The organism is Streptomyces sp. A012304 (assembly GCF_026008495.1).
Taxonomy (GTDB): Bacteria; Actinomycetota; Actinomycetes; order Streptomycetales; family Streptomycetaceae; genus Streptomyces.
Genome location: NZ_BQUN01000099.1, coordinates 30,021 through 51,771, shown reverse-complemented (window position 1 = coordinate 51,771; position 21,751 = coordinate 30,021). Strand labels below are relative to the sequence as shown.

The following is a 21,751-nucleotide window of genomic DNA, read 5'->3' as shown; positions in this document are numbered from 1 at the left end:
CCCCCGCCATGACCGACACAGCCCCGAAGGAGCCGGACCGGCTCGCGCCGAACGGGTGGCACCGGTGGCCGGACCGGTCGGGGCGGCTCGTCGTCGTGTGGTCCGCCCTGTACGGCCTGGCCGGCCTGTACTGGGCGCTGGGCGGCGACGGCTACCCCTTCGCCCGGACCGTCGAGGACCGCTCGTCGTCGTCGATCCTGGAGCCGAGCAGCGCGGCGGTGGTCGCCCCGGTGATGGCGGCGTTCGGTGCCGTGGGCACGGTCGTGGGCGTGCTGATGACACGCGGACACGGCACGGGCCGCACCCGCAAGGCGCTGCTCGCCTTCGGCTGGACGGCCGGCGTGGCGCTGGCTCTCCTGGTCCCCGACTACTCGCTGCTCGGCCTGCTGGTCTTCGCACCGGTGCTGCTGGTGTTCGTCTTCACCGGGGTGCCGGGTCCGCAGGAGCTCGGCGACATCCTCTACTGGCACCGCGTCCACCTGATCATCGTCTTCGTGGGCGGCCTGCTGTGGCTCGCGACCACGCTCTCCTACCAGCGGCGCACCGGCCGGCGGTGCGTGCGCTGCGGCCGCGGCGACCGGGCGGCGGCCGGCTGGACCGACCCGGCGGCCGCGCTGCGCTGGGGGCGCTGGGCGGTGTGGGTGGCGGTGGCGTCGACCCTGCCGTACGACATCACCCGGATCGCCTGGTACTTCGGATGGCCGATGGGGATCACCGACGAGTTCCTGAAGGAGATGCAGGACACCCCGCACATGCTGGAGATCGGGCTGGCGCTGGGCGTGGTGTCCACCCTCGGCAGCCTGCTGATGCACGGTCTGGTCGGCCGGTGGGGCGAGGTCTGGCCACGCTGGGTGTGGTTCAAGCGGGGCCGCCCGGTCCATCCCGCGACCGCGCTCGTGCCCGCGTCGGTCGTGGCCGTGGTCCTGATCCCGGCCGGCCTGATGGCGGTCCGCGAATACGACACGGCGATGTGGGGGACGCTCGGCCCGTCGGTCTTCTGGGTCGTGTGGGGCGTGGCCCTGGGCGTCGCGGCCTACGGCTACCACCTGCGCCGCCGCGGCGCCTGCCGACACTGCGGCCGCGGCTGACCGGCCGGAATCCGACAATTGCGCGCCGAGCCGTTCAGGAACGAATTCATTGATATGCCGTTGAGCTGCCGCCGCCGAATTCATTGAATGGTGATTCGCCCGCCCCGGGAAATGCAATCCGCTCGGGCGGGCGAATCGCCCGTTTCCCGAAGCTTGGAGGTTCGAATGAGGAACATCGTGCGCGCGGCGGGAGCGGCCGTCGCCGGGCTCGCGCTCGTCGGTGCCGTACAGGCCCCCGCCCAGGCGGCGGGGACGACGGCCGAGTCCGTGCCCAGCTGCGTGACGGCCAAGGACTACCTCCTCACCAAGGTCATCGTCGTCATCACCAACAACTGCACGACGACCCAGCGGGTGAACGTCGCCTACGCCTACCTCGACACCCCGTACGTCCCGGACAGGTGCCACACCCTCGCGCCGGGCCAGGAGGTCATGACCAGCGAGTACCCGTGGCTCGCGAACCGCTACGTCGGCCTGATCCCCTGCTGAATTCCTCACCGGCCGCATCGCCGGAACGCGCCGGGGCCCGGAACCAGACCACTGGTTCCGGGCCCCGGTCGTCGCGGCGGGTCCGCTCAGGTCGCCTTGCGGAAGCTGCGCACCGCCAGCGGGGCGGTGACGGCGACGATCACCACACAGGCGCCCAGGGTGGCCAGCACGGTCCCCAGGGCCGGCTCGCCGAGCGCCAGGTCACGGGCCGCTGTGATCGCGTGCGACATCGGGTTGACCTCGGCGAACGCCCCCAGCCAGCCGGGCAGGCCCTCGGTGGGCACGAACGCGTTGGAGGCGAAGAGCAGCACCATGTTCACGATGCCGCCGATCGGCTGCAGGGCCTCCGGGCGGCGCACCCACGCCGACAGCGCCATGAACACCCAGCCCAGCGACCAGCCCAGCACCACCGCGACCAGCGCCGCGCCGAGCGAGCCGAGCAGCCCGCCGTCCGGGCCGTAGCCGAAGACCAGGGCGGCCGCGATCAACATGACGGTCATGTTCACGGCGTTCAGCACGGTGTCGGCGATGCTCCGGCCGATCAGCACCGACCCGGTGTGGATCGGCATGGCCTTGAAACGGGCGACGATCCCGTTGTTCATCTCCGTCGTCAGCGCCACCCCCGACTTCAGACCGGCGCTGATCGAGCCGGTGACCAGGAACGCCGGCAGCAGGTAGTCGATGTAGCTGACGCCCGCCGGGAAGGCGGAGGTCTGCGAGACGCTCTTGAAGACCTGGCTGAACACGGTCAGCATCAGAACGGGTTCCAGGATGTTCGGCAGCACCAGCGCCGGGGTGCGCAGCGCCCGCAGCGACCGGCCGGACAGCACGGAGATCTGACGGAGCACGCCGGCCCCGCCGAAGTGCGCCGCGCGCACCTGGGAGGGGGCCGCGGCCCCGGTGGACTGTTCGGTGATGAGGGTCATCGGGGCATCCCTGTCTGGTGTCCGGTGGAGAGGGGCACGGGGGAGGGGCTCGACGGGGCGGTCACGGTGGAGTTCAGGGCCAGGTAGACGTCGTCCAGCGAGGGCTCGCTGAACGCGAGTCCGGCCAGATCCACGCCCGCCTCGTCGGTGGCGCGGACCACCCGGGCCACCGCCGTGGAGTCCGCGACGGGCATCGTCAGCACCAGGCCGTCGTCCTCGTGCGCGGGGGCGAGCCCGGCCCCGCGCAGCGCCGCCACGGCCCGCTGCCGGTCGTCGGCACCGCGCAGGGTCACCGACACCGACCGGTGGCCGATGCGGCTCTTCAGCTCCTCCGCGGTGCCGGACGCGACGACCCGGCCCGCCGACAGCACCGTGATGGAGTCGGCCAGCACGTCGGCCTCGTCGAGATACTGCGTGGTCAGCAGGACCGTGGTGCCCTCCCGGACCAGGTGCTGCACGATGTGCCACAGACCGCGGCGGGCCGTGGGGTCGAGTCCCGTGGTGGGCTCGTCGAGGAAGATCACATCGGGTGCCCCGACCAGGCTCGCCGCCAGGTCCAGGCGCCGGCGCATGCCGCCCGAGTAGTCCTTCGCGCTGCGGCGGGCCGCCCCGGTGAGGGAGAACAGTTCGAGCAGTTCGTCGGCGCGGGCCGCGGCCTGCGCCCGGGAGGCGCCCAGCAGCCGGGCGATCAGCACCAGGTTGGCGTGCCCGGAGAGCGTCTCGTCGACGGCCGCGTACTGTCCGGTGAGCCCGATGCGGCGGCGGACCTCCTCGGCCCGGCGCACGACGTCCAGGCCGCCCACCCGGACCTGCCCCGACGTCGGCAGGGACAAGGTGCTCAGGATGCCGACGAGGGTCGTCTTGCCGGCGCCGTTGTGCCCGAGCAGGCCCAGCACCGTGCCGCGCGGCGCACTCAGGCTCACCCCGTCCAGTGCCTTGTGGGAACCGAACGTCTTGGTCACGTCGGTCACTTCGATCATCGGGGTGTCCATGGAATTCCCTTCGCTCCATCCCGGAAGTCCGCGACCGGTCTTCGGGCGTTTTCAGGGATGACCGAAAGGGACCCCATGGGCCGTCACCTACAGCAGGTACGGTAGCCGCGGCGGGCGCATTCCTGGAGTGCGGATCAGAACTGTTGAACTGGCATTGCCACAGGCGCCGGAAATAGGCCCGGCAGGTCGCCGGAAAGGGAAAGTCAGCCCAGCGGCAGAACGGCCCGCACCCGCCAGCCGCCCTCGCCGTGGGCGCCGTACTCGAGGCTGCCGCCCAGTGCCCCGGCCCGCTCCGCGAGGGCGGCCAGGCCCGTGCCGCCGCCGCGCCGGCCGCCGTCGCCCAGCAGGCCGCCGCCCGGCTCGGTGATGGAGGGGGCGCGGTTGCTCACCGACACGACGAGGACCGGCTCCTCGGCGGTGAGGTCGGGGAGCACGGACACCGACACCAGGGGGGTGGCGGGCGCGTGCCGGCGGATGTTGGTCAGCGCCTCGACCACGACCCGGTGGGCGGTGCTGGCCACCTCGCGCGGCACCCGGGCGACCCGTTCGGGCGTCAGATCCAGCTCCAGCCGCACCTCGCTGCGCCCGGCGCCCCGGAACCGGTCGACGACGTCGGCGATGTCCGGCAGCCCGTACGCCTGCGCCTTGCCCTCGCCCGCCGCCGGGGCGGCCGTACCGGTGGAGTCGTCGAGCATCTGCACGGTGCGGTCCATGGAGCCGAGCGCCTGGAGCCCGGCCTGCTCGATCTGCCGGAGGATCGGCAGCACCTTCTCCGGCTGGTCCGCCCCGACCACCTGGGCGGCCTGTGCGAGCACCACGATGCCGGACACGTCGTGCGCCACGAAGTCGTGCAGATCGCGGGCGAGTTGCAGCCGCTGGTGGCGCCGGGCCTCGTGCACCGAGCGCAGCCGCCGCGACTCCAGGACCCGCAGGTACCCGCCGACGGCGGCCGCGGCGACGGCCCCCAGCGCGAAGAACGCGCTCTGCGCGGCGGCCTCCATCGCGGTCGGGGGTACCTGGAGGCGGAGGATCACGGTCGACGCCAGGATGCCCAGCGCGGTGCACAGCAGGGCCGCGTACCGCGCGGCGGCGTACCGGGCGAGCAGGCAGACCAGCAGCAGCGTGGCCGCGATCTCCAGCAGCGTCACCAGACCGGTCGACTGCCGCTGCACCGGAGGATCGCCCAGTACGGTGCCCAGCGCGGACGCGGCCATCGTCACCAGGGCCACCGGCAGCACCGGCACCCGGTCGCGCCAGCCGGTGACGGCCAGCGCGCCGAGCACCGCCACCGTCATGGGGACGACCGCCCGCCAGCCCGCGACCGGCCCGGCGAGCAGCCCGCCCACCACGGTCGCGCCCGCGAGCGCCGCGGTGAGGGGCCGCAGGACCCGGCCGTGAACGTGATTTCCCAGGTGTGTGTGCGTGGCCATCGCGCCGATTCTAGTGACGCACGATCACCGCTCACCGGCGGATATTGGCAGCTTGCTGAAAACCGACCCCGTGCGCACCGCCCGTTCTGGCATTTTCCTGCCATCGGGCCGATCCGGAAACGGGACGTCCATGAAATCTCTCTAGGATGTTCCCGCGGTGCGGTACGGCCGCCTTTTCTTGAGGAGTCGGAAATGCCTGACGAGGGCGGATCGGAACTGGACCGGCTGTTGCCCGCCTGGCATTTCCGGGAAGTGCACCGCGTTCCGGTCCCCGGCACCGCGGCCGAGGTGATGCGGGCCGTGCACGCGACGACCTGGGCCGAGGCACCGCTGGCCCGCGCGCTGGTGGCGCTCACCCGGGCCGACGTGTCGGCCGAGCGCCGGATCGTCGCCGACTACCTGAGCGGGATGGGCGAGGTGATCCCGGCCGGCGACGACGAGTTCCTCTTCGCGGGCGTGCAGTCGCCCGGCGACGTCCCCCGGCCCCCCGGCACCATCGCCGAGATCGTGACCGGATGCGACGAGCCGGGCATCCTGAAGATCGGCATGAACGTGCGCTGCGCGGGCGGCGTCCTCAGCACCGAGACCAGGGTCCTGGCCACCGACGAGCGGACCCGCCGCACCTTCGCCCCCTACTGGTGGCTGGTCAGGTTCGGCAGCGGACTGACCCGCCAGTCCATGTTGCGCGCGATCCGCCGCCGCGTCCTGCGCGAGTCCGGCTCCTCCTGACCCTTCGCCGCGTCGGCGGCGCGGTCCGTCAGGCGTGGGCCTTTGCCCCGCTCAGGCCGTCGTCGCGGTCCGCCGCCGGGGGCCGGGCGGGGCCGGCTCGGTACGAGTCGTCGGCGTGCCCGTGCGGAAGGCCGCCATGTGCTCGGGGAGCCGCGGCCACACCGTCGGCGTGTAGAAGTGGCCGCCGGCCACCCGGGTCGCCTTGAACGGGCCGGTCGACAGGGGCCGCCAGGCGTCCGCGTCCGTGTCGCTCAGGTCGTCGTCCTCGCCGTACAGCACCTGCAACGGCGCCGTCACCCGGTCCTGCGGCCGGAACCGGTAGCTGTCCGCCACGCACAGATCGGCGCGGAACACCTCCACCGCCATCCGCAGCAGCTCCGGCTCGCCACGCACCGCCTCCGACAGCTGGCCGGCGCCGAGCATCCAGTCGAGCAGCTCCTGATCGGTGTTGCGCGGGTGCGGCGGCACGTCCACGAGCCCGGCCCGGGTGTGCGGCGCCCGCGCGGCCGACACCACCACCGCCTCCGGGTCGGGCAGTCCCGCCCGCCGGGCGCGCACCGCGAGGTCGAAGGCGACCCAGGCGCCCATGCTGTGCCCGCACAGCACGACCCGCCGCCCGGCGAGGCCGTGCAGCGCGGCCAGGGCCCCGCCGAGCAGGTCCTCCCAGTCGCGGGCGAACGGCACGCTGTAGCGGGCCTCCCGGCCCGGGTAGCAGTACAGCGCCAGCTCGGTGTCCTCCGGCAGGCTGTCCGCCCACGGCCGGAAGGGCGCGGTGCCGCCCCCGCAGAAACTCAGACAGAGCAGGACCCGGGGGGCCTGCGGCCTGGGGAGCGGGCGGATGAACTGCCCGGACATCCGGCCTCCTTTCAGGGCATCGGGTCCCACCACACGTCGGGTCGGACCAGGCACCCGGCAACGTAGCTGGCGGACGGGCGAGGCGCCGCAGGCGGCCAAGAAATCTTCGATGCCCGGAAGTGACCCTCGGTGCCCACGGAGGGGCGGGGGAGTGACGAACGGCCGGCCGCACCCCCCGGCCGGACGCCTCCGCACGGCTTTCGGCCACCTCGGCGCGGACCCCGAAGTGATGGCCGAAAGACCCGCAACGCGTTATTGAATTCTTCTCATTGAAAACTCTCGAACGTGCGGTCGGCGTCATGTCCGGGAAGCCTTGTCCGAGTGATTCCCCGCTGCGTACAGTCGAGCCGAATTGGGTGACCGTGCCAGGAAGGAAAAGGCTCATGGCCAATCCGTTCGAGGATGACAATGCCGAGTACTACGTACTCGTGAACGACGAGGGCCAGTATTCCATCTGGCCCGTGTTCGCGGAGATTCCGGCCGGCTGGGAAAAGGCGCACGGCGCCGGCCCCCGCCAGGAATGCCTGGACTACGTCAACGAGCACTGGACCGACATGCGCCCGCGCAGCCTCGCGGCCGCCATGGACGCCCAGCCCTCCTGAAACAGACGCCGGCCGGACCCGTGACACCGCAGCACACCGTCTCAGCCGTACTCATCGTTCCGTCGCACTCATCGTTCCGTCGCACACATCTCTAGGAGAAACACGTCATGCCGATTCTCGCCGAAGACCGCCAGGCCGCCGTCAAGGAAATCGTCTGCGACATCCTCGAGCTCGAGGAGGACGAGGTCACCGACACCAGCCTCTTCATCGACGACCACGGCGCCGACTCGCTGCGCGCCATCGAGATCCTGGCCTCCCTGGAGAAGGAGTTCGGCATCACCATCGACCAGTCCGAGCTGGCCCAGATGGTGAACCTGGAGGCGGTCTACAAGGTCGTCGCGGAGGCTCCCGCCCGCTGACCGCGCGCCGTCCGGCCGAGCCGGAGCTCGGCCGATCCGAAGGTTTAAGGGGAAAAAACATGTCCTCAGTACGCCCCGGCGGCGTAACCGAGAAACGCCGGGTGGTTCTCACCGGCTTTGGAGTCATCTCCAGCATTGGCATCGGGGCCGAGGAATTCACCGAGAGCCTGCGGGCCGGCCGCAGCGGTGCCAGTCCGATCTCGCTGTTCGACGTCGAGGGGTTCGCGCACGTCAACGGCTGCGAGGTCAAGGGCTTCGAGCCCGAGGAATGGATCTCCCGCACCCCGGTGCGGGAACTGGGCCGCGCCAGCCGCTTCGCGGTCGCGGCGGCGGCCATGGCACTGAAGGACGCCGGTCTGGACCCCGGGGACCTCGCCGGCCGACGGGGACTGATCTCCGTCGGCACCACGGACGGCGAGTCCTACGAGCTGGACCGGCTGGTGGCCGCCGAACTCGCCGACGGTCCGCAGAACATGGACCCGCAGATCGTCCGGCGGGTGTCGGCGGCCCGGCTCTCCACCGCCATCGCCCACGAACTGGACCTGACCGACGTCGAGGCCCCCACCATCGCCACCGCCTGCTCCGCGGGCAACTACGCGATCGGTTACGGCTTCGACGCGGTCAGCTCCGGCGAGGTGGAGTACGCGCTGTGCGGCGGCGCCGACGCCATGTGCCGCAAGACGTTCACCGGCTTCTACCGGCTCGGCACCATCGCTCCCGAGGTGTGCCAGCCCTTCGACGTCGACCGCAAGGGCATCCTCACCGGCGAGGGCGCCGGCCTGCTGGTCCTGGAGAGCCTGGACTCCGCGCTGGCCCGCGGCGCGCGCATCTACGCCGAGGTCCTCGGCTACGGCCTCAACTGCGACGCCTACCACCAGGTCGCGCCCAAGGGCGACAGCGTCGCCCAGTGCATGAGCATCGCGCTGGCCAACGCCGGGGTGAAGCCCGAGGAGGTCGACCTGATCTCCGCGCACGGCACCGGCACCAAGGCCAACGACATCACCGAGGCCGCCGCCATCCGCTCGGTGTTCGGCGCCGCGACCCCGCGCACCATCTCCCTGAAGTCGATGCTCGGCCACACCATGGGCGCCGCCAGCGCGCTCGGCGCCATCGCCTGCGGCCTCGCCATCACCCACGGCTTCATCCCGCCCACGATCAACCACCACCGCACCGACCCGGAGTGCGAGATCGACTGCGTGCCCAACCACGCCGTCGACGCCGACCTGCGCATCGTGCAGAACAACGGCCTCGCCTTCGGCGGCAACAACTCCATCGTCATCCTCGGCCGCTACGACGGGGACGGCGACGAGACCCGCGCGGACGACGGCGACGGGGACGGTGACGACAGGTGACCTACCCCATCATCGGCACCGGGGCGGTGGCCGGCATCGGCGCCGACCCCGGGGAGATCTTCGACAGCCTGTGCGCCGGACGCAGCGCCCTCGGCCCGCTGAAGGCCTTCGACCGCTCCCGGTTCCGCGCCCAGCAGCTGTTCGAGATCGACGACCGGCGGGACGACGGCCTGGACGAACCCGGCCGGGCCGGCCGCTTCCTCGTGGAAGCCGTCGCGCAGGCCGCCGCCGACGCCGGACTGCCCGAGGACCTCGACGGCATCCCCGTCCTCGTCGGCACCGGACTGCGCGAACTGCGCTCCCTGGAACTGTGGTGGCGCGACGGCATCCCCTTCGACGCCGACCGCCTCCACTTCGAGCAGCTCCTGCGCGAGCGGTTCAACGCCGTCGACACCCACACCTTCGCGGGCGCCTGCTCGGCCTCCCTGTACGCCCTCGCCCTCGGCTGGGACCTGCTGGAACTCGGAGAGGCGGACACGGTCGTGGTGGCCGGCTGCGACGTCGTCACCGAGAGCATGTTCGGCCAGGCCGACCGGGTGCAGTTCGACCCGCCGGAGGCGGTGCGCCCCTTCGACAAGGACCGTCAGGGCACCATCCTCGGCGAGGGCGCCGCCGCCGTCGTCCTCACCCGCACCGCCCCCGCCGGCCGGCCGGTCCGCGGCTGGCTGCGCTCGGTCGCCGTCAACTGCGACGCCCACCACCAGACCGCCCCGGACGAGGCGGGCGTCGAGGCCGCCGTCCGCGCGGCGCAGCGGCACGCCCACGTCGACCCCGCCGACATCGACCTGGTCGTGCTCCACGCCACCGGGACCCCGCTCAACGACCGCACCGAAGCCGCCGTCACCGCCCAGGTGTTCGAGGGTGCCCGCCCGGCCCTCACCGGCATCAAGTCCCTCACCGGACACACCTCCGGCTCCGCCGGGCTGCTCAGCCTGATCGTGGCGCTGCGCTCCCTCGACACCGGAGTCGTGCCGCCCATCGCGGGCCTGGTCGAGCCGCTGCCCGAGGGCAGCACCCTGCGCCTGGTGGCCGGCGAGCCGCTGACCACCCCGGTGCGTCTGGCCCAGGTCAACAGCTTCGGCTTCGGCGGCGTCAACGCCGTCGCCATCGTCGGAGGTGCCGCATGACCCTCGCCGTCACCGGTGTCGCCGTGGCCCTGCCCGGCGCGGCCGACCCCGGCGCCCTGCTGCGCCCGGCCGTCGCCGGCGCCGACCCCGTCGACCCGGCCGCCCTCATCGGCAAGAAGGGCCTGCGCTTCAAGGACAGCGCCACCCGGCTCGGACTCCACCTCGCCCACGCCGCGCTCACCGACGCCGGGCTTCTCGGACCGGACGGGCCGACCGTGCCCGGCGACCGGATCGGCACCGTGGTCAGCTCCAACCTCGGCAACGCGGACACCGTGTGCCGGGCGGTGGAGACCATCGCCAAGGAGTCCACCCAGGCCCTCAGCCCGATGGACACGCCGAACGCCTCCAGCAACATCATCGCCTCCGAGACCGCCATCCGGTACGGGCTGCGCGGCCCCAACCTCACGGTGTGCAACGGCCGCAGCTCCGGTCTCGACGCCGTGCGCTGGGCCGCCGTCCTGCTGCGCGCCGGACGCGCCGACCACGTCCTGGTGACCGGCGTCGAACCGGACAACGAGGTCACCCGTCGGCTCATCGGCGGCCCCGTGGCCGACGGCGGTGCCGCCCTGGTGCTCAGCCGCACCCCCACCGGCACACCCCACGCCCTGCTCGGCCCGGTCGTGCGCACCGCGCGTCCCGCCGGCACGGTCGCCGAGCTGACCCGGCGCGCCCCGGACGGCGGGCTGTGGTTCAGCCCCGAGGCGGACCCGGTGCCCGCCGGCGCCGACCGCGTCGCCCTCACCGGCTGGGGCGAACTCTCCGGCGCCCTCGGCGTCGTGCAGTGCGCCGCCGCCGTCGGCTGGTTCGCCCAGGGCGCCACCCGCCCGGCTTACGCCCTGGCCGGCGCGACCGGAGCCGCCCTGCTCGCCCCGGAGAGTCCGGCATGACGAACCTGGTGCTGCTGCACGGACTCGCCAACAACGAGGGCATCTGGGCCTCGCTCGCCGGACACTGGCGCGACGGCGTCGAGGTGCACACCCCCCGGCTGCCCTGGCACAGCGGCGGCATCGCCGACTGGCGCCACGAGACGGACTCCGCGGCCCGGCTGGCCGAGGTGCTCGACACCGTTCCGGGCGGCCCCGGCGTGGTGGTGGCCCACTCGTTCAGCTCGGTGGTGCTGCTCGACCTGCTCAGCGCCCGCGCGGCCGCCGGCGACCCGCTGGACCTGCCGGGCGTCGTCCTCGTCAACCCCTTCTACCGGAGCGACGCGGACGACTTCCACTGGGACATGATCGCGCCGACCCTGGACGACTTCCCGCGCACCATGGCCGAGTCGATCCGGCTGCGCACCCCCGACCACCCCATCGAGGCCGGGATCCTCGCCGACATGGCCCGGCGCATGACGGAGTGGATCGGCCCCTACGGATGGCTGCGGTTCTTCGACGCCTACCTGCGCACCCCGCTCTTCCCCGTGGACCTGGTGCAAACCCCGGCGCTGGTCGTCGGCTGCGAGGACGACCGGTCCGCGCCCGTCGCCCAGGCCCGCCGGCTCGCCGCCCGGCTGCCCGCCGGGGAGTGCCTGACCGTGCCCGGCTGCGGGCACTTCCCGATGCTCGAGGCGCCCGAGGTGTTCACGGGCGCCGTGCACGCCTTCCTCGACCGGATCCCAGGCCGCGTCCGGCCCCTGGCGGACGCCTGACCGCCCGGCCCGCACCGCCCGACCCGAAACGCCCCGACACGAAGGAGTCCGTGATGGACCCGACGCCCCACCCCTCGGTGACGGCGCTGCTGACCCCGACCACGGCGCGGCTGCGCCCGCTGTTCGAAGGCAACAACATCAGCTTCGCCATCGGCTTCAAGCACATCAACTACGTGGCCGAAGCGGCGGTGCTGCACCACTTCAGGCAGGCCGGGCTGCCCGTGGGAGACCTCTACCGGCGCTTCGGGCTCGGCTTCGACGTGGTCGACATCCGCTCCCGGCTCGGCGCGCTGCTCGCCGTCGACGACGAGGTCGAGGCGGTCGTCACACCGCGCACCAAGGACGGCGAGGACCGGCTCCGCTTCCGTGTCGAGCAGTTCGTCGAACGCGACGGCAAGCGCGTGCGGTGCGCCGACTCCACGCTCGTGGTGGCGCTGCGCGTCGACGGCCACGTCCGGGCCGAGGAGCCCTGGCCGGCCGGGCTGGACCGGTTCACCACCGCCCGCCTGGGCACCGGCGAGCGGCTGGAGCTCGCGGCCACGCCCACGCCCTACGGCGAGTTCACCGCCGGCCGCGGCACCAGCGCCGACCCGGTGCTCAGCGAACTCATCGGCGAGACCAACGCGTTCGGCTGGCGCTGGCGGGTCGGCTACTTCTACTGCCACTACAACGAGCGCGTCCAGATGTCCGGCTTCCTGCGGATCATGGAGGAGGTCGAGGACCTCTTCCTCGCCGACCGGGGCCTGGCCATCAAGGAGGTCCTCGACACCCGCGGCTGGATCCCCGTCGTCACCCAGTCCCGCATCGAACTCCTCGACGAGACCCTGATGGAGGAGGAGGTCTACACCGTCTACACCGTCGAGAACGTCTTCAAGACGCTGCTCTACTCCACCCGCATGGACTGCTACGTGCTGCGCGACGGGCAGCTGGTGAAGACCGCCACCGGCACCATCACCCACGGCTACCTCCAGGAGACCGCCCCCAACCAGTGGGAGATGGCCGAGTTCGACGAGGCCACCGTCACCGCCCTCACCACACCGCGCAAGGCGGCGTCATGAGCGCCGCGGTGGCCGACCGGCCGGTGATCACCGGCTGGTCGGCGGTCTCCCCGCACGGGATCGGCGCCGAAGCCTTCGCCGAGGGCGTGCGCGCCCAGCGCTCCACCGTCGCCCCGGTGGACACCGAGCGCTGGAACGTGCCCGTCAGCCGCGCCCACCTGGTCCCCGGGTTCGAGGTCCGCGAGGTCCTCGGCAAGAAGGGCACCCGCTCCATGGACCGGGTCACCGGCCTCGCCGTCACCGCCGTCGGCTCGCTGCTCGACCAGCCCGGCGCGCGACGCGAGACGGAGACCGGCGAGCGGGCCGCGCTCGTGCTGGCCACCACCACCGGCAGCGCCGCCAGCATGATGGACTTCACCCGCAGCTCCCTGGAGGGCGCCCGGCCCTACGACGTCGACCCGGCCGTGATGCCCAACGCGGTGATGAACTGCGCGGCCGGCCAGTGCGCCATCTGGTACGGCATCAAGGGACCCAACACCACGCTGGCCGGGGGCCGCGCGGCGGGCCTGCTCTCCCTCAACTACGCCACCCGGCTGCTGTCCACGGGCCGCGCCGACACGGTGCTGTGCGCCGCCGCCGAGGAGTACTCGCACGCCCGCTACTGGCTGGAGCGGCACAGCCGGGGCCCCGAGGCCCCCGGTGTCGCCCTCGGCGAGGGCGCGGCCGTGCTGCTGATCGGCCCCGCCTCGGCGGTCACCCCCGAGCGCCCCGCCCTCGCCGAGATACTGGCGGTACGGTCCCGGGTGGCCACCGGCAACGGCGTCCGCGCCGCGCTGGAGGCCTGTGTGCGCTCCGCCCTGGACGCCGCCGGGGTCACCGCCGACGAGGTCTGGGCGGCCGCCCCCAGTGACGCGCCGGGCCTCCTCGGCCACCTGGAACGCGAGGTCCTCACCGCGGTCTGCGGCAGCGCACCGGTGCGGCGGGTCCCGGCCGTCAGCCGCATCGGGGACGTCTCCGCCGCCTCCGCCCCGTTCCAGATCGCGATCCTGCTCGCCACCGCCGCCGAGGACCCCACGGCGGCCGGCCGGATCGCCCTGGTCACCTCCGCCGACCGCGACGGCTCCCTGGCCTGCGCGGTCCTGCGCCTGGCGGCCACCCGATGACCGCGGCCCCGGTCAGCCCCGTCCGCGCCGACGTCGTGGTGGAGGAGCGGACCGCCGACGGACTGGCCGGCTCCGCCCGGGCCGAGATCCTGGCCGACGAGCCGGTGTTCGCCGGCCACTACCCCGACTTCCCGATCTTCCCCGGCGTCTGCGTACTGGAGTGCGTGCGGCGGGCGGCGCTCGACGCCGACCCGGCCGCCGCCCCCGGGGTGCTCGCCGCCGTGGAGTCCGCCCGCTTCGCCGGCGCCGTCTACCCGGGGGACACCCTCCACCTGGCCCTCACCTGGCAGCGCGCCGGCACCGCGTGGCGCTGCAAGGCGACGGCCACCACCTCCCGCGGCCCCGCCGCCCGGGTCCGGCTGCGCTTCGAGCCCGCCGGAGGTGCCCGATGACGGTCCTCACCCCACCGGCCGTGCCCATCGCGCGGTCGCTGCCGCACCGGTACCCCATGCTGCTCGTGGACCGCGTCGTCGAGCTGGTGCCCGGCGAGCGGATCCGCGCGGTGAAGGCGGTCACCGTCAACGAGCCCTGGTACGCGGGCGCCGCCCCCGACGCGGACCTCGCCTACCCGCCGTCCCTGCTCATCGAGTCGTGGGGGCAGACCGCGGGCCTGCTCACCGTGGTCGGCGGCGGCGCCCCGCAGGGGCAGGTCATGCTCTTCGGCTCGGTGGCCGACGCCGAGTTCCACCACCCCGTCCTGCCCGGCGACGTCATCGAGCACCGGGTGACCGTCGCCCGCACCTTCACCGACTCGGTCGTCTTCGAGGGCAGCAGCCACCGCGGCGACCTGACCGTGATGACGGTGGCGCAGATGGTGATGGCCTTCCGCCCCGCCGAGCTGCTCCGCCCCACCGCGGACCCGGACGACCCCGCCGCCCCCACCGCACCGACCCCCGGAACCGGAAGAGAGGCCGAACGATGACCGACACCAGGCCCGTGGCCCTGATCAGCGGGGGGTCCCGGGGCATCGGCCGGGCCGCCGTGCTGAAGCTCGCGGCGGACGGCTACGACGTCAGCTTCTGCTACCACTCCAGCCAGGACGCCGCCCAGGTCCTCGCCAAGGAGGCGGAGGCGCTCGGCGCCCGGGTGCTGCACCACCGCGTCGACGTCTCCGACGCCCAGGCCGTACGCGACTGGGTCACCGCCACCGAACAGGAACTCGGCCCCGTCGAGACCGCCGTCACCTCCGCCGGCATCACCCGGGACAAGGGCCTGGTGATGATGTCCGACGACGACTGGAGCTCGGTGCTGTCCACCAACCTCGACGGCGTCTTCCACGTCTGCCGCGCCGTCACCTTCGGGATGATGAAGCGCCGCGGCGGTTCCCTCGTCAACATCTCCTCAGTGGCCGGCGTCCACGGCAACGCCACCCAGACCAACTACGCCGCCTCCAAGGCCGGGATCATCGGCTTCTCCAAGTCCCTCGCCAAGGAGGTCGGCCGCTACGGCATCCGCGTCAACGCGGTGGCCCCCGGCTTCGTCGACACCGACATGGTCGCCGCCGTCCCCGAACGGCTGCGCGACCAGGCCCTGGCCGCCGTCGCCCTCGGCCGGATGGGCACCGCCGAGGAGGTCGCCGAACTCGTCGCCTTCCTCGCCGGGCCCCGCGCCGCCTACATCACCGGATCCGTCTTCCACATCGACGGGGGGATAGCCCTGTGAGCACCGCACGCGGCAGGAGGAGACAGCCCCGCTGGTACTTCTCCCTGCGCAGCCCCTACTCCTGGTTCGCCTACCGCGACCTCAGCGAGAAGTACCCGGACGTCCTGGACCGCATCGAATGGATCCCGTACTGGGAGCCGGACGAGGAGTCCACCCGGCTGCTCGCCGACGCCGGCGTGACCCTGCCGGTGATGCCCATGCACCGCACCAAGAACTTCTACATCCTGCGCGACGCCCGCCGCTGGGCGCACGCCCGCGGCTGGCAGGTGACCTGGCCGGTGGACCGCGCCCCGCACTGGGAGGTCTCCCACCTCGCCTACCTCGCCGCCGAGGAAAGCGGCCTGGGACAGCAGTTCGTCGACCTCGCCTACCGGGCCCGCTGGAACGAGGGCCGGGACCTCGCCGAACGCGGCACCATCGCCGCCATCGCCCGCGAGCTGGGCCTCGACCCGGCGATCGCGGACTCGGTCGACGACCCCGACCTGCGCCTCAAGGGCGTGGAGTGCCTGATCGCGGCCTACCACGACGACGCCTTCGGCGTGCCGTTCTTCGTCCACGGCCGTGAGCCGTTCTGGGGCGCCGAGCGGGTGGGCGCGTTCGTCGCCACCGTTCGCGGCGAGACCTGGGACGGCGTCAGCGACGCCCCGTTCGACCTGCTCCCGTCCTCGGCAGCGCCGGACGGCAGCCGCCCGGCCTGACAGGAGACAGCGATGACCACCACCGCAACCCCCCGGACCGTGCCCCGCTGGGTGCCGCCGGCCCCGGACGGCGAGCCGGCCCGCACCGGCTGGGCCGAGCTGCGCCACCCCGTGCCGGGCCGGCTCGCCGCCCGCGTCCGGCTGCTGGCCCGCCGCACCGGCGTCGGCTGGGAGGCCGCCGCCCTCGCCGCCCACACGGCCGTCCTGACCGCCCTCAGCGGCGAACACACCGTGCGCACCGGCTACCTGCCCCCGGCGCCCCACCCGGCCCCGGCCCGCCCGCTCGCCCTCACCCTGGAGGGCCACACCTGGCGGGCGCTGCTCACCGCGTCCGCGCGGGCCGCCGCCGAACCCACCGAGGGCGCCTTCGAGACCGTACTGGACCTCGGACACCTCACCGGCGCGCCCGCCGCGCCGTCACCGGACACCGTGCTGCGCGTCGCCGCGCGCGTCGACCCGCACGGCCCCGCCCTGCTGATCGGCTACCGCACCGACGTCCTGGACGCCGCCGCGGCCGAGCGGGTCGCCGGCTACCACGTCACCGCCCTGGAGCACCTGGCCGGCACCCCCGACGCCCCGGCCCGCGCCGGGAGCCTGCTGTCGGCAGCCGAGCACCACCACCAGATCCACGAACTCTCCGGCCCCCAACGCGAGCTGCCGGACCGTCGGTTCCACGAGCTGTTCGAGGAGCAGGTCCGCCGCCGGCCCACCGACGTCGCCGCCGTGCACGCCGGCCGCTCCTGGACCTACGAGGAGCTCAACACCCGCGCCAACCGCGTCGCCCACGCGCTGCTCGCCCGCGACCTGGGCGCCGAGGCCGTGGTCGCCGTGGTCACCGAGCGCACCCTGGACTGGCTCGCCTGCGTCATCGGCGTCCTCAAGGCCGGCGCCGCCTACCTGCCCGTCGACCCGCAGGCACCGGCCGACCGCACCGCCCGCGTCCTGACCCGCGGCGGCTGCCGCCTGGCGCTCACCCAGGACGACTGCCTCGCCGGCCTGGAGCGGGCCGCCCCCGAGGGCGTCGAACTCCTCACGGCCGCCGCCGCGTACGCCGAGGACCGCCCCGCGCACGACCCGGGCGTGCCCGTCGCCCCCGGACAGCTCGCCTACCTGTACTTCACCTCGGGCTCCACCGGCGAACCCAAGGGCGCCATGTGCGAGCACGCCGGGTTCGTCAACCACCTGTTCGCCAAGATCGACGACCAGCACATCACCGAGGGCCAGGTGGTGGCCCAGACCGCCCCGCAGACCTTCGACATCTCCCTGTGGCAGCTGGTCGCCGCCCTGGTCGTCGGCGGCCGCACCCTCATCGTCGAGCAGGAGGCGATCCTCGACGTCGACCGCTACCTCGACACCGTCGAGCACGGCGAGGTCGCGATCCTCCAGGTCGTCCCGTCCTATCTGGAGGTCGTGCTCAGCCGCCTGGAGGAGTGCCCCCGCGACCTGCCCGCGCTGCGCTGCGTCTCGGTCACCGGGGAGGCCCTGAAGAAGGAGCTGGCGGTCCGCTGGTTCGCGCGCTTCCCGCACATCCCGCTGATGAACGCCTACGGCCTGACCGAGACGTCCGACGACACCAACCACGAGGTGATGACCGCCGTCCCGGTGTGGGACTCGGTGCCGCTCGGCCGCGCCGTCGCCAACGTCTCGGTGTACGTCGTGGACGAGGAGCTGCGCCCGGTGCCGCTCGGCGCGCCCGGCGAGATCGTCTTCTCCGGCGTCTGCGTGGGACGCGGCTACGTCAACGACCCCGAGCGCACCGCCCAGTCCTTCGGTGAGGACCCGCACCGGCCGGGCCGGCGCCTGTACCGCTCCGGCGACTTCGGGCGCTGGCTGCCCGGCGGCACCCTGGAGTTCCTCGGCCGCCGCGACGCCCAGGTGAAGATCCGCGGCTTCCGGATCGAGATCGGGGAGATCGAGAACCAGCTGCTGCGCCTGGCGGACGTCCGCGACGCGGCCGTCGTGGTCGTCGACTCGCCCGACCGGGGACGCCATCTCGTCGCCTTCCAGTGCGGCTCCGTCGAGGAGTCCGACGCCCTGCGCGACCGGCTGCGCGAGGTGCTGCCGGCGTACATGGTGCCCAGCCGGGTGGAACGGCTCGACGCGCTGCCGCTCACCCCCAACGGCAAGACCGACAAGAAGATCCTGCGCACCGTCGCCGCCGAGCTCGCCGAACCGGACGGCGCGGGGGAGCGCGAGGAGCCCCGCACCGACACCGAGCGCCGGCTCGCCGCGGCCTGGGCCGAGGTCCTGAAGGTGCCGGCCGAGCGGATCGGCCGCACCGACGGCTTCTTCGACCTGGGCGGCACCTCGCTGTCCGCGGTGCGGCTCGTCGTCCGCATGGAACGCGCCTTCACCCTGCGCGACGTCACCCGGTACCCGACGCTGGCGGCGCTCGCCGCCTTCCTCGACGACCCGGCCGGTGCCGCCCCGGCCCCCGAGGCGGCACCCGCGACCGCCGCCGCGACCGGCCCGGCGACGGCCGCACCCGCCGCCGCGTCCGCCGCCGTCACCGCCGCGCCGTTCGAGGTGATCCGCACCGAGGGCCGCCCCGCGGTGCTCACCCTGGACGGGCCGCCCCCCGCCGACCCCGCCGCCTGGACCGCCGAGCACGCCGGCCGGCTGCGGGCCACGGTCGCCGAGCACGGCGCGCTGCTGGTGCGCGGCCTCGGCCTGGCCGACGCCGAGACCGTCGGCCGGGTCGGCCGCACCCTGCTGCACGAGGTGATGACCGAACGGGAGGGCTTCGCCCCGCGCCGGCTGCTCGCCGACGGCGTGTACTCGTCCTCGGAGTGGCCCGTCGACCAGCCCATGTGCATGCACCACGAGCTGAGCTACGCCCGTGAGGTGCCGGCCACCCTGCTGTTCGCCTGCCTCACCGCCCCCGAGTCCGGCGGCGCCACCGGCGTCAGCGACTCCGCCGAGGTGCTGCGGGCGCTGCCGGCCGACCTCGTCGCCCGCTTCGAGACCGAGGGCTGGCTGGTCGACCGCAGCTACACGGGCACCGTGGGCGTCGGCCTGGCCGACGCCTTCGGCACCGACGACCGCGCCGCCGTCGAGGCGTACTGCGCGGCCCGGGGCATCGAGTGCCACTGGCAGCCCGGCGGCGACCTGCGCACCCGACAGCGCGCCGCCGCCGTGCTCAGCCACCCGGTGACCGGCCGGCGCGGCTGGTTCAACCAGATCGCGTTCCTCAACGAGTGGACCCTCGACCCGGTCATCCGCGAGTACCTGATGTTCGAGTTCGGCCCCGACGGGCTGCCGTTCAACAGCCGCTACGGCGGCGGCGACCGCCTCGACGAGGACACCGTGCTCACCATCAACGGCGTCTACGAGAAGCACACGCTCCGCGAGCCGTGGCGCGACGGGGACCTGCTCGTCGTCGACAACCTGCGCATGGCGCACAGCCGGGAGCCCTACGAGGGGGACCGGCGCGTCGCGGTCGTCCTCGGCGACCCGGTCACCGTCCCCGCCCACCCCTGACCGGTCCCCGGCCGGGCGCGTCCGCCGCGCCCGGCCGCCCACCCACCACCCACGGATGGAGCAACCATGTCCCGCCAGCCGCTCGTGCCGCCCTTCGCCGTGATCACCGGCGCGCAGGTGGCCGAGGTGCTCACCGGCAGCGAGAAGCACGTCGTGAACGTGGTCGAGGACGTCTACCGGCTGCACGGCCGCGGCGACTCGGTCAACCCGCCCTCCTACTTCCTGCGCTTCCCCGACCGGCCGAGCGCGCGCATCATCGCCCTGCCCGCCTCGGTCGGCGGCGACCGCCCCACCGACGGCCTGAAGTGGATCTCCAGCTTCCCCGAGAACGTCCAGGCCGGCATCCCCCGGGCCTCCGCGGTGCTCATCCTCAACGACCCGGTCACCGGATATCCGATGGCCTGCCTGGAGAGCTCCATCATCAGCGCTTCCCGGACCGCCGCCTCCGCCGCCCTGGCCGCCGACCGGCTCAGCCGGGGCGAGCGCCCGCGCCGGATCGGCTTCATCGGCGGCGGACTCATCGGCCGCTACATCCACCACTACCTGGAGGCCACCGGCTGGACCTTCGACGAACTCGGTGTCCACGACCTGTCCCAGGAACACGCCGAGTCCTTCGCCGGCTACCTCACCGGCCGCCCCGGCGACGCCCCCGTCGTGGTCCACCCCACCGCCGAGGAACTCGTCCGCTCCAGCGACCTGATCGTGCTGGCCACCGTCGCGCCGAGCCCGTACCTGCACGACCCGTCCTGGTTCGCGCACAACCCGCTGGTCCTCAACGTGTCCCTGCGCGACCTCGCCCCGGAGATCCTGCTCGCCTCCGCCAACATCCTCGACGACGTCGAGCACTGCCTGAAGGCGGACACCTCCCCGCACCTGGTCGAACAGCTCACCGGCAACCGGGACTTCATCGACGGCACGCTCCACGACGTCCTGGAGGGACGGGTCGAGCTGCCCGCCGACCGGCCCGTGGTCTTCTCGCCGTTCGGCCTGGGCGTGCTCGACCTCGCCGTGGGCCGCTACGTCCTGGACACCCTGCGGGACACCGGCCGGCTGACGGTGGTCGACGGCTTCTTCCACGAGCTGGACCGCTACGGCCGCGCCGGCGGCCCGGCGGCCCCGAACGGAACACGGTGACGCAGTGACCGTCATAACCGCCCCGTACGAGATCAACGTCGACGACGTCTTCGTCGACCTGCGGCCCGTCTTCGACGTCCCCCTCTATCTCAAGTACGAGGGGATCAACCTGGCCGGCTCCGTGAAGCTGAAGGCCGCCCTGGAGATGGTGCTCGCCGCGGAGCGCGACGGCACGCTGACCCCGGGCGCGGTGCTGGTGGAGTCCTCCTCCGGCAACCTCGGCGTGGCGCTCAGCATGATCGCCGCCCACCGCGGCTACGGCTTCGTCTGCGTCACCGACTCGCGCTGCAACACCGCCACCCGGCGGCTGATGGAGTCCTTCGGCGCCCGTGTCCTGGTCATCTCCCGCCCCGACAAGGAACGCGGGCTGCTCGGCGCCCGCATCGACTACGTCCAGCGCCTGGTCGACTTCGACCCCAACTACGTGTGGCTCAACCAGTACACCAACCCGCACAACTGGCTGTCCCACTACCGCTCCACCGGCCCCGCCGTCGCCGCCCAGTTCCCCGACCTGGACGTGCTGTTCGTCGGCGCGGGGACCACCGGCACCCTGATGGGCTGCGCCCGCTACTTCCGCGAGCGGGGCGGCGTGCGGATCGTCGCCGTCGACAGCGTCGGCTCGGTGACCTTCGGCGGGCCGGCCCTCACCCGCCGCATCCCCGGCCTCGGCGCGGGCGTACGGCCCCAGCTGCTCGACGAGGGGCTGATCGACGAGGTGGTGATGGTGCCCGAGCGGGACACCCTGGAGAGCTGCCACGCCATGGCCCGCCAGGGCTTCCTGTTCGGCGGCTCCACCGGAACGGTCGTCAGCGGCGCCCTGCGCTGGCTGGCCGGGCGCCCGAGCGGCGAGCGGCACACCGCCGTGGCCCTCTCCCCGGACCAGGGCGACCGCTACCTCGACACCGTGTACGACCCCGCGTGGGTGGAGCGGCACTTCGGCGCGCCGCGGACCTGGGACGCGGTGGAGCCGGACCACGAAGCGGACCAGGAAGCGGAGAAGGAGCTGGAGCTGGTCCCCGGCGCCGGCTGAG

General features: G+C 73.4%; 22 protein-coding genes. 18 read left to right on the top strand and 4 right to left on the bottom strand.

Annotated elements, in window-relative coordinates; genetic code table 11:
- Window positions 1–1,088: NYN domain-containing protein (locus ALMP_RS25160; RefSeq protein ID WP_375803530.1), on the top strand; the 1,088-nt coding region annotated here is incomplete at its 5' end.
- Between the two features lie 165 nt (window positions 1,089–1,253).
- On the top strand, window positions 1,254–1,574 hold the full coding sequence (locus ALMP_RS25155; RefSeq protein ID WP_264932067.1) for a hypothetical protein: 321 nt from the start codon (window positions 1,254–1,256) through the stop codon (window positions 1,572–1,574).
- A gap of 86 nt (window positions 1,575–1,660) precedes the next feature.
- Here ALMP_RS25155 and ALMP_RS25150 read toward each other — a convergent pair whose 3' ends face one another.
- From ALMP_RS25150 to ALMP_RS25140, 3 genes are all read right to left on the bottom strand, one after another.
- Window positions 1,661–2,500 carry an ABC transporter permease gene (locus ALMP_RS25150; protein ID WP_264932065.1) on the bottom strand — a complete coding sequence of 280 codons (840 nt, stop codon included), beginning with the start codon at window positions 2,498–2,500 and terminating at the stop codon, window positions 1,661–1,663.
- On the bottom strand, window positions 2,497–3,492 hold the full coding sequence (locus ALMP_RS25145) for an ATP-binding cassette domain-containing protein (RefSeq protein ID WP_264932063.1): 996 nt from the start codon (window positions 3,490–3,492) through the stop codon (window positions 2,497–2,499). Before ALMP_RS25145 ends, ALMP_RS25150 begins: the two co-directional genes overlap by 4 nt.
- A gap of 203 nt (window positions 3,493–3,695) precedes the next feature.
- The gene (locus ALMP_RS25140) at window positions 3,696–4,922 is read right to left on the bottom strand and encodes a sensor histidine kinase (protein ID WP_264932061.1); all 1,227 of its coding nucleotides are present in this window, start codon (window positions 4,920–4,922) and stop codon (window positions 3,696–3,698) included.
- A gap of 192 nt (window positions 4,923–5,114) precedes the next feature.
- Here ALMP_RS25140 and ALMP_RS25135 point away from each other — a divergent pair, with 192 nt between their 5' ends.
- Complete coding sequence (locus ALMP_RS25135) at window positions 5,115–5,651, top strand: hypothetical protein (RefSeq protein ID WP_264932059.1); 537 nt, start codon at window positions 5,115–5,117, stop codon at window positions 5,649–5,651.
- Between the two features lie 51 nt (window positions 5,652–5,702).
- On the opposite strand, the gene ALMP_RS25130 is transcribed toward ALMP_RS25135, so the two are convergent.
- Entirely contained in the window at window positions 5,703–6,506 is an 804-nt protein-coding gene (locus tag ALMP_RS25130) for a thioesterase II family protein (protein ID WP_264932057.1), read from the bottom strand.
- Between the two features lie 383 nt (window positions 6,507–6,889).
- Here ALMP_RS25130 and ALMP_RS25125 point away from each other — a divergent pair, with 383 nt between their 5' ends.
- From ALMP_RS25125 to sbnA, 15 genes are all read left to right on the top strand, one after another.
- Window positions 6,890–7,108, top strand: a complete 219-nt coding sequence (locus tag ALMP_RS25125) for an MbtH family protein (RefSeq protein ID WP_264932055.1) — start codon at window positions 6,890–6,892, stop codon at window positions 7,106–7,108.
- A 107-nt stretch (window positions 7,109–7,215) separates the two neighbouring features.
- A complete protein-coding gene (locus ALMP_RS25120; RefSeq protein ID WP_264932053.1) occupies window positions 7,216–7,467 on the top strand; it encodes an acyl carrier protein in 252 nt (83 codons plus the stop codon).
- Window positions 7,468–7,526: 59 nt separating this feature from the next.
- Window positions 7,527–8,819: a beta-ketoacyl synthase gene (locus ALMP_RS25115; RefSeq protein ID WP_264932051.1), complete on the top strand. Its 1,293-nt coding sequence runs from the start codon at window positions 7,527–7,529 to the stop codon at window positions 8,817–8,819.
- Window positions 8,816–9,946, top strand: a complete 1,131-nt coding sequence (locus ALMP_RS25110) for a beta-ketoacyl synthase N-terminal-like domain-containing protein (RefSeq protein ID WP_264932049.1) — start codon at window positions 8,816–8,818, stop codon at window positions 9,944–9,946. The genes ALMP_RS25115 and ALMP_RS25110 overlap by 4 nt, the downstream gene beginning before the upstream one ends.
- The gene (locus tag ALMP_RS25105; protein ID WP_264932047.1) at window positions 9,943–10,833 is read left to right on the top strand and encodes a beta-ketoacyl synthase N-terminal-like domain-containing protein; all 891 of its coding nucleotides are present in this window, start codon (window positions 9,943–9,945) and stop codon (window positions 10,831–10,833) included. The genes ALMP_RS25110 and ALMP_RS25105 overlap by 4 nt, the downstream gene beginning before the upstream one ends.
- Window positions 10,830–11,585, top strand: a complete 756-nt coding sequence (locus ALMP_RS25100; RefSeq protein ID WP_264932044.1) for an alpha/beta fold hydrolase — start codon at window positions 10,830–10,832, stop codon at window positions 11,583–11,585. Before ALMP_RS25105 ends, ALMP_RS25100 begins: the two co-directional genes overlap by 4 nt.
- Before the next feature lie 53 nt (window positions 11,586–11,638).
- Window positions 11,639–12,643, top strand: coding sequence for a thioesterase family protein (locus ALMP_RS25095; RefSeq protein ID WP_264932042.1), 1,005 nt, complete (start codon window positions 11,639–11,641; stop codon window positions 12,641–12,643).
- Window positions 12,640–13,746: a beta-ketoacyl synthase N-terminal-like domain-containing protein gene (locus ALMP_RS25090; protein WP_264932040.1), complete on the top strand. Its 1,107-nt coding sequence runs from the start codon at window positions 12,640–12,642 to the stop codon at window positions 13,744–13,746. The genes ALMP_RS25095 and ALMP_RS25090 overlap by 4 nt, the downstream gene beginning before the upstream one ends.
- Window positions 13,743–14,138: a 3-hydroxyacyl-ACP dehydratase FabZ family protein gene (locus ALMP_RS25085; RefSeq protein ID WP_264932038.1), complete on the top strand. Its 396-nt coding sequence runs from the start codon at window positions 13,743–13,745 to the stop codon at window positions 14,136–14,138. The genes ALMP_RS25090 and ALMP_RS25085 overlap by 4 nt, the downstream gene beginning before the upstream one ends.
- Window positions 14,135–14,668, top strand: a complete 534-nt coding sequence (locus ALMP_RS25080) for a 3-hydroxyacyl-ACP dehydratase FabZ family protein (RefSeq protein ID WP_264932036.1) — start codon at window positions 14,135–14,137, stop codon at window positions 14,666–14,668. Before ALMP_RS25085 ends, ALMP_RS25080 begins: the two co-directional genes overlap by 4 nt.
- Window positions 14,665–15,408: a 3-oxoacyl-ACP reductase FabG gene (fabG, locus tag ALMP_RS25075; RefSeq protein ID WP_264932034.1), complete on the top strand. Its 744-nt coding sequence runs from the start codon at window positions 14,665–14,667 to the stop codon at window positions 15,406–15,408. Before ALMP_RS25080 ends, fabG begins: the two co-directional genes overlap by 4 nt.
- Window positions 15,405–16,106: a 2-hydroxychromene-2-carboxylate isomerase gene (locus ALMP_RS25070; RefSeq protein WP_264932032.1), complete on the top strand. Its 702-nt coding sequence runs from the start codon at window positions 15,405–15,407 to the stop codon at window positions 16,104–16,106. The genes fabG and ALMP_RS25070 overlap by 4 nt, the downstream gene beginning before the upstream one ends.
- A gap of 12 nt (window positions 16,107–16,118) precedes the next feature.
- A complete protein-coding gene (locus ALMP_RS25065; protein WP_264932030.1) occupies window positions 16,119–19,586 on the top strand; it encodes an amino acid adenylation domain-containing protein in 3,468 nt (1,155 codons plus the stop codon).
- 66 nt (window positions 19,587–19,652) lie between these two features.
- The gene (sbnB, locus tag ALMP_RS25060) at window positions 19,653–20,720 is read left to right on the top strand and encodes a 2,3-diaminopropionate biosynthesis protein SbnB (RefSeq protein ID WP_264932028.1); all 1,068 of its coding nucleotides are present in this window, start codon (window positions 19,653–19,655) and stop codon (window positions 20,718–20,720) included.
- Window positions 20,721–20,724: 4 nt separating this feature from the next.
- Window positions 20,725–21,750, top strand: coding sequence for a 2,3-diaminopropionate biosynthesis protein SbnA (gene sbnA, locus ALMP_RS25055; protein WP_264932027.1), 1,026 nt, complete (start codon window positions 20,725–20,727; stop codon window positions 21,748–21,750).
- Window position 21,751 lies beyond the last annotated feature (1 nt).

Bases quoted from the DNA above. Each gene is read 5' to 3' on its own strand.
- ALMP_RS25130 (WP_264932057.1), bottom strand. From the start codon at position 6,506: ATGTCCGGGCAGTTCATCCGCCCGCTCCCCAGGCCGCAGGCCCCCCGG.
- ALMP_RS25065 (WP_264932030.1), top strand. From the start codon at position 16,119: ATGACCACCACCGCAACCCCCCGGACCGTGCCCCGCTGGGTGCCGCCG.
- ALMP_RS25080 (WP_264932036.1), top strand. From the start codon at position 14,135: ATGACGGTCCTCACCCCACCGGCCGTGCCCATCGCGCGGTCGCTGCCG.
- ALMP_RS25135 (WP_264932059.1), top strand. From the start codon at position 5,115: ATGCCTGACGAGGGCGGATCGGAACTGGACCGGCTGTTGCCCGCCTGG.
- fabG (WP_264932034.1), top strand. From the start codon at position 14,665: ATGACCGACACCAGGCCCGTGGCCCTGATCAGCGGGGGGTCCCGGGGC.
- ALMP_RS25095 (WP_264932042.1), top strand. From the start codon at position 11,639: ATGGACCCGACGCCCCACCCCTCGGTGACGGCGCTGCTGACCCCGACC.
- sbnB (WP_264932028.1), top strand. From the start codon at position 19,653: ATGTCCCGCCAGCCGCTCGTGCCGCCCTTCGCCGTGATCACCGGCGCG.
- ALMP_RS25105 (WP_264932047.1), top strand. From the start codon at position 9,943: ATGACCCTCGCCGTCACCGGTGTCGCCGTGGCCCTGCCCGGCGCGGCC.
- ALMP_RS25115 (WP_264932051.1), top strand. From the start codon at position 7,527: ATGTCCTCAGTACGCCCCGGCGGCGTAACCGAGAAACGCCGGGTGGTT.
- ALMP_RS25150 (WP_264932065.1), bottom strand. From the start codon at position 2,500: ATGACCCTCATCACCGAACAGTCCACCGGGGCCGCGGCCCCCTCCCAG.
- ALMP_RS25090 (WP_264932040.1), top strand. From the start codon at position 12,640: ATGAGCGCCGCGGTGGCCGACCGGCCGGTGATCACCGGCTGGTCGGCG.
- ALMP_RS25100 (WP_264932044.1), top strand. From the start codon at position 10,830: ATGACGAACCTGGTGCTGCTGCACGGACTCGCCAACAACGAGGGCATC.
- ALMP_RS25120 (WP_264932053.1), top strand. From the start codon at position 7,216: ATGCCGATTCTCGCCGAAGACCGCCAGGCCGCCGTCAAGGAAATCGTC.
- ALMP_RS25125 (WP_264932055.1), top strand. From the start codon at position 6,890: ATGGCCAATCCGTTCGAGGATGACAATGCCGAGTACTACGTACTCGTG.
- ALMP_RS25145 (WP_264932063.1), bottom strand. From the start codon at position 3,492: ATGGACACCCCGATGATCGAAGTGACCGACGTGACCAAGACGTTCGGT.
- ALMP_RS25155 (WP_264932067.1), top strand. From the start codon at position 1,254: ATGAGGAACATCGTGCGCGCGGCGGGAGCGGCCGTCGCCGGGCTCGCG.
- ALMP_RS25085 (WP_264932038.1), top strand. From the start codon at position 13,743: ATGACCGCGGCCCCGGTCAGCCCCGTCCGCGCCGACGTCGTGGTGGAG.
- ALMP_RS25140 (WP_264932061.1), bottom strand. From the start codon at position 4,922: ATGGCCACGCACACACACCTGGGAAATCACGTTCACGGCCGGGTCCTG.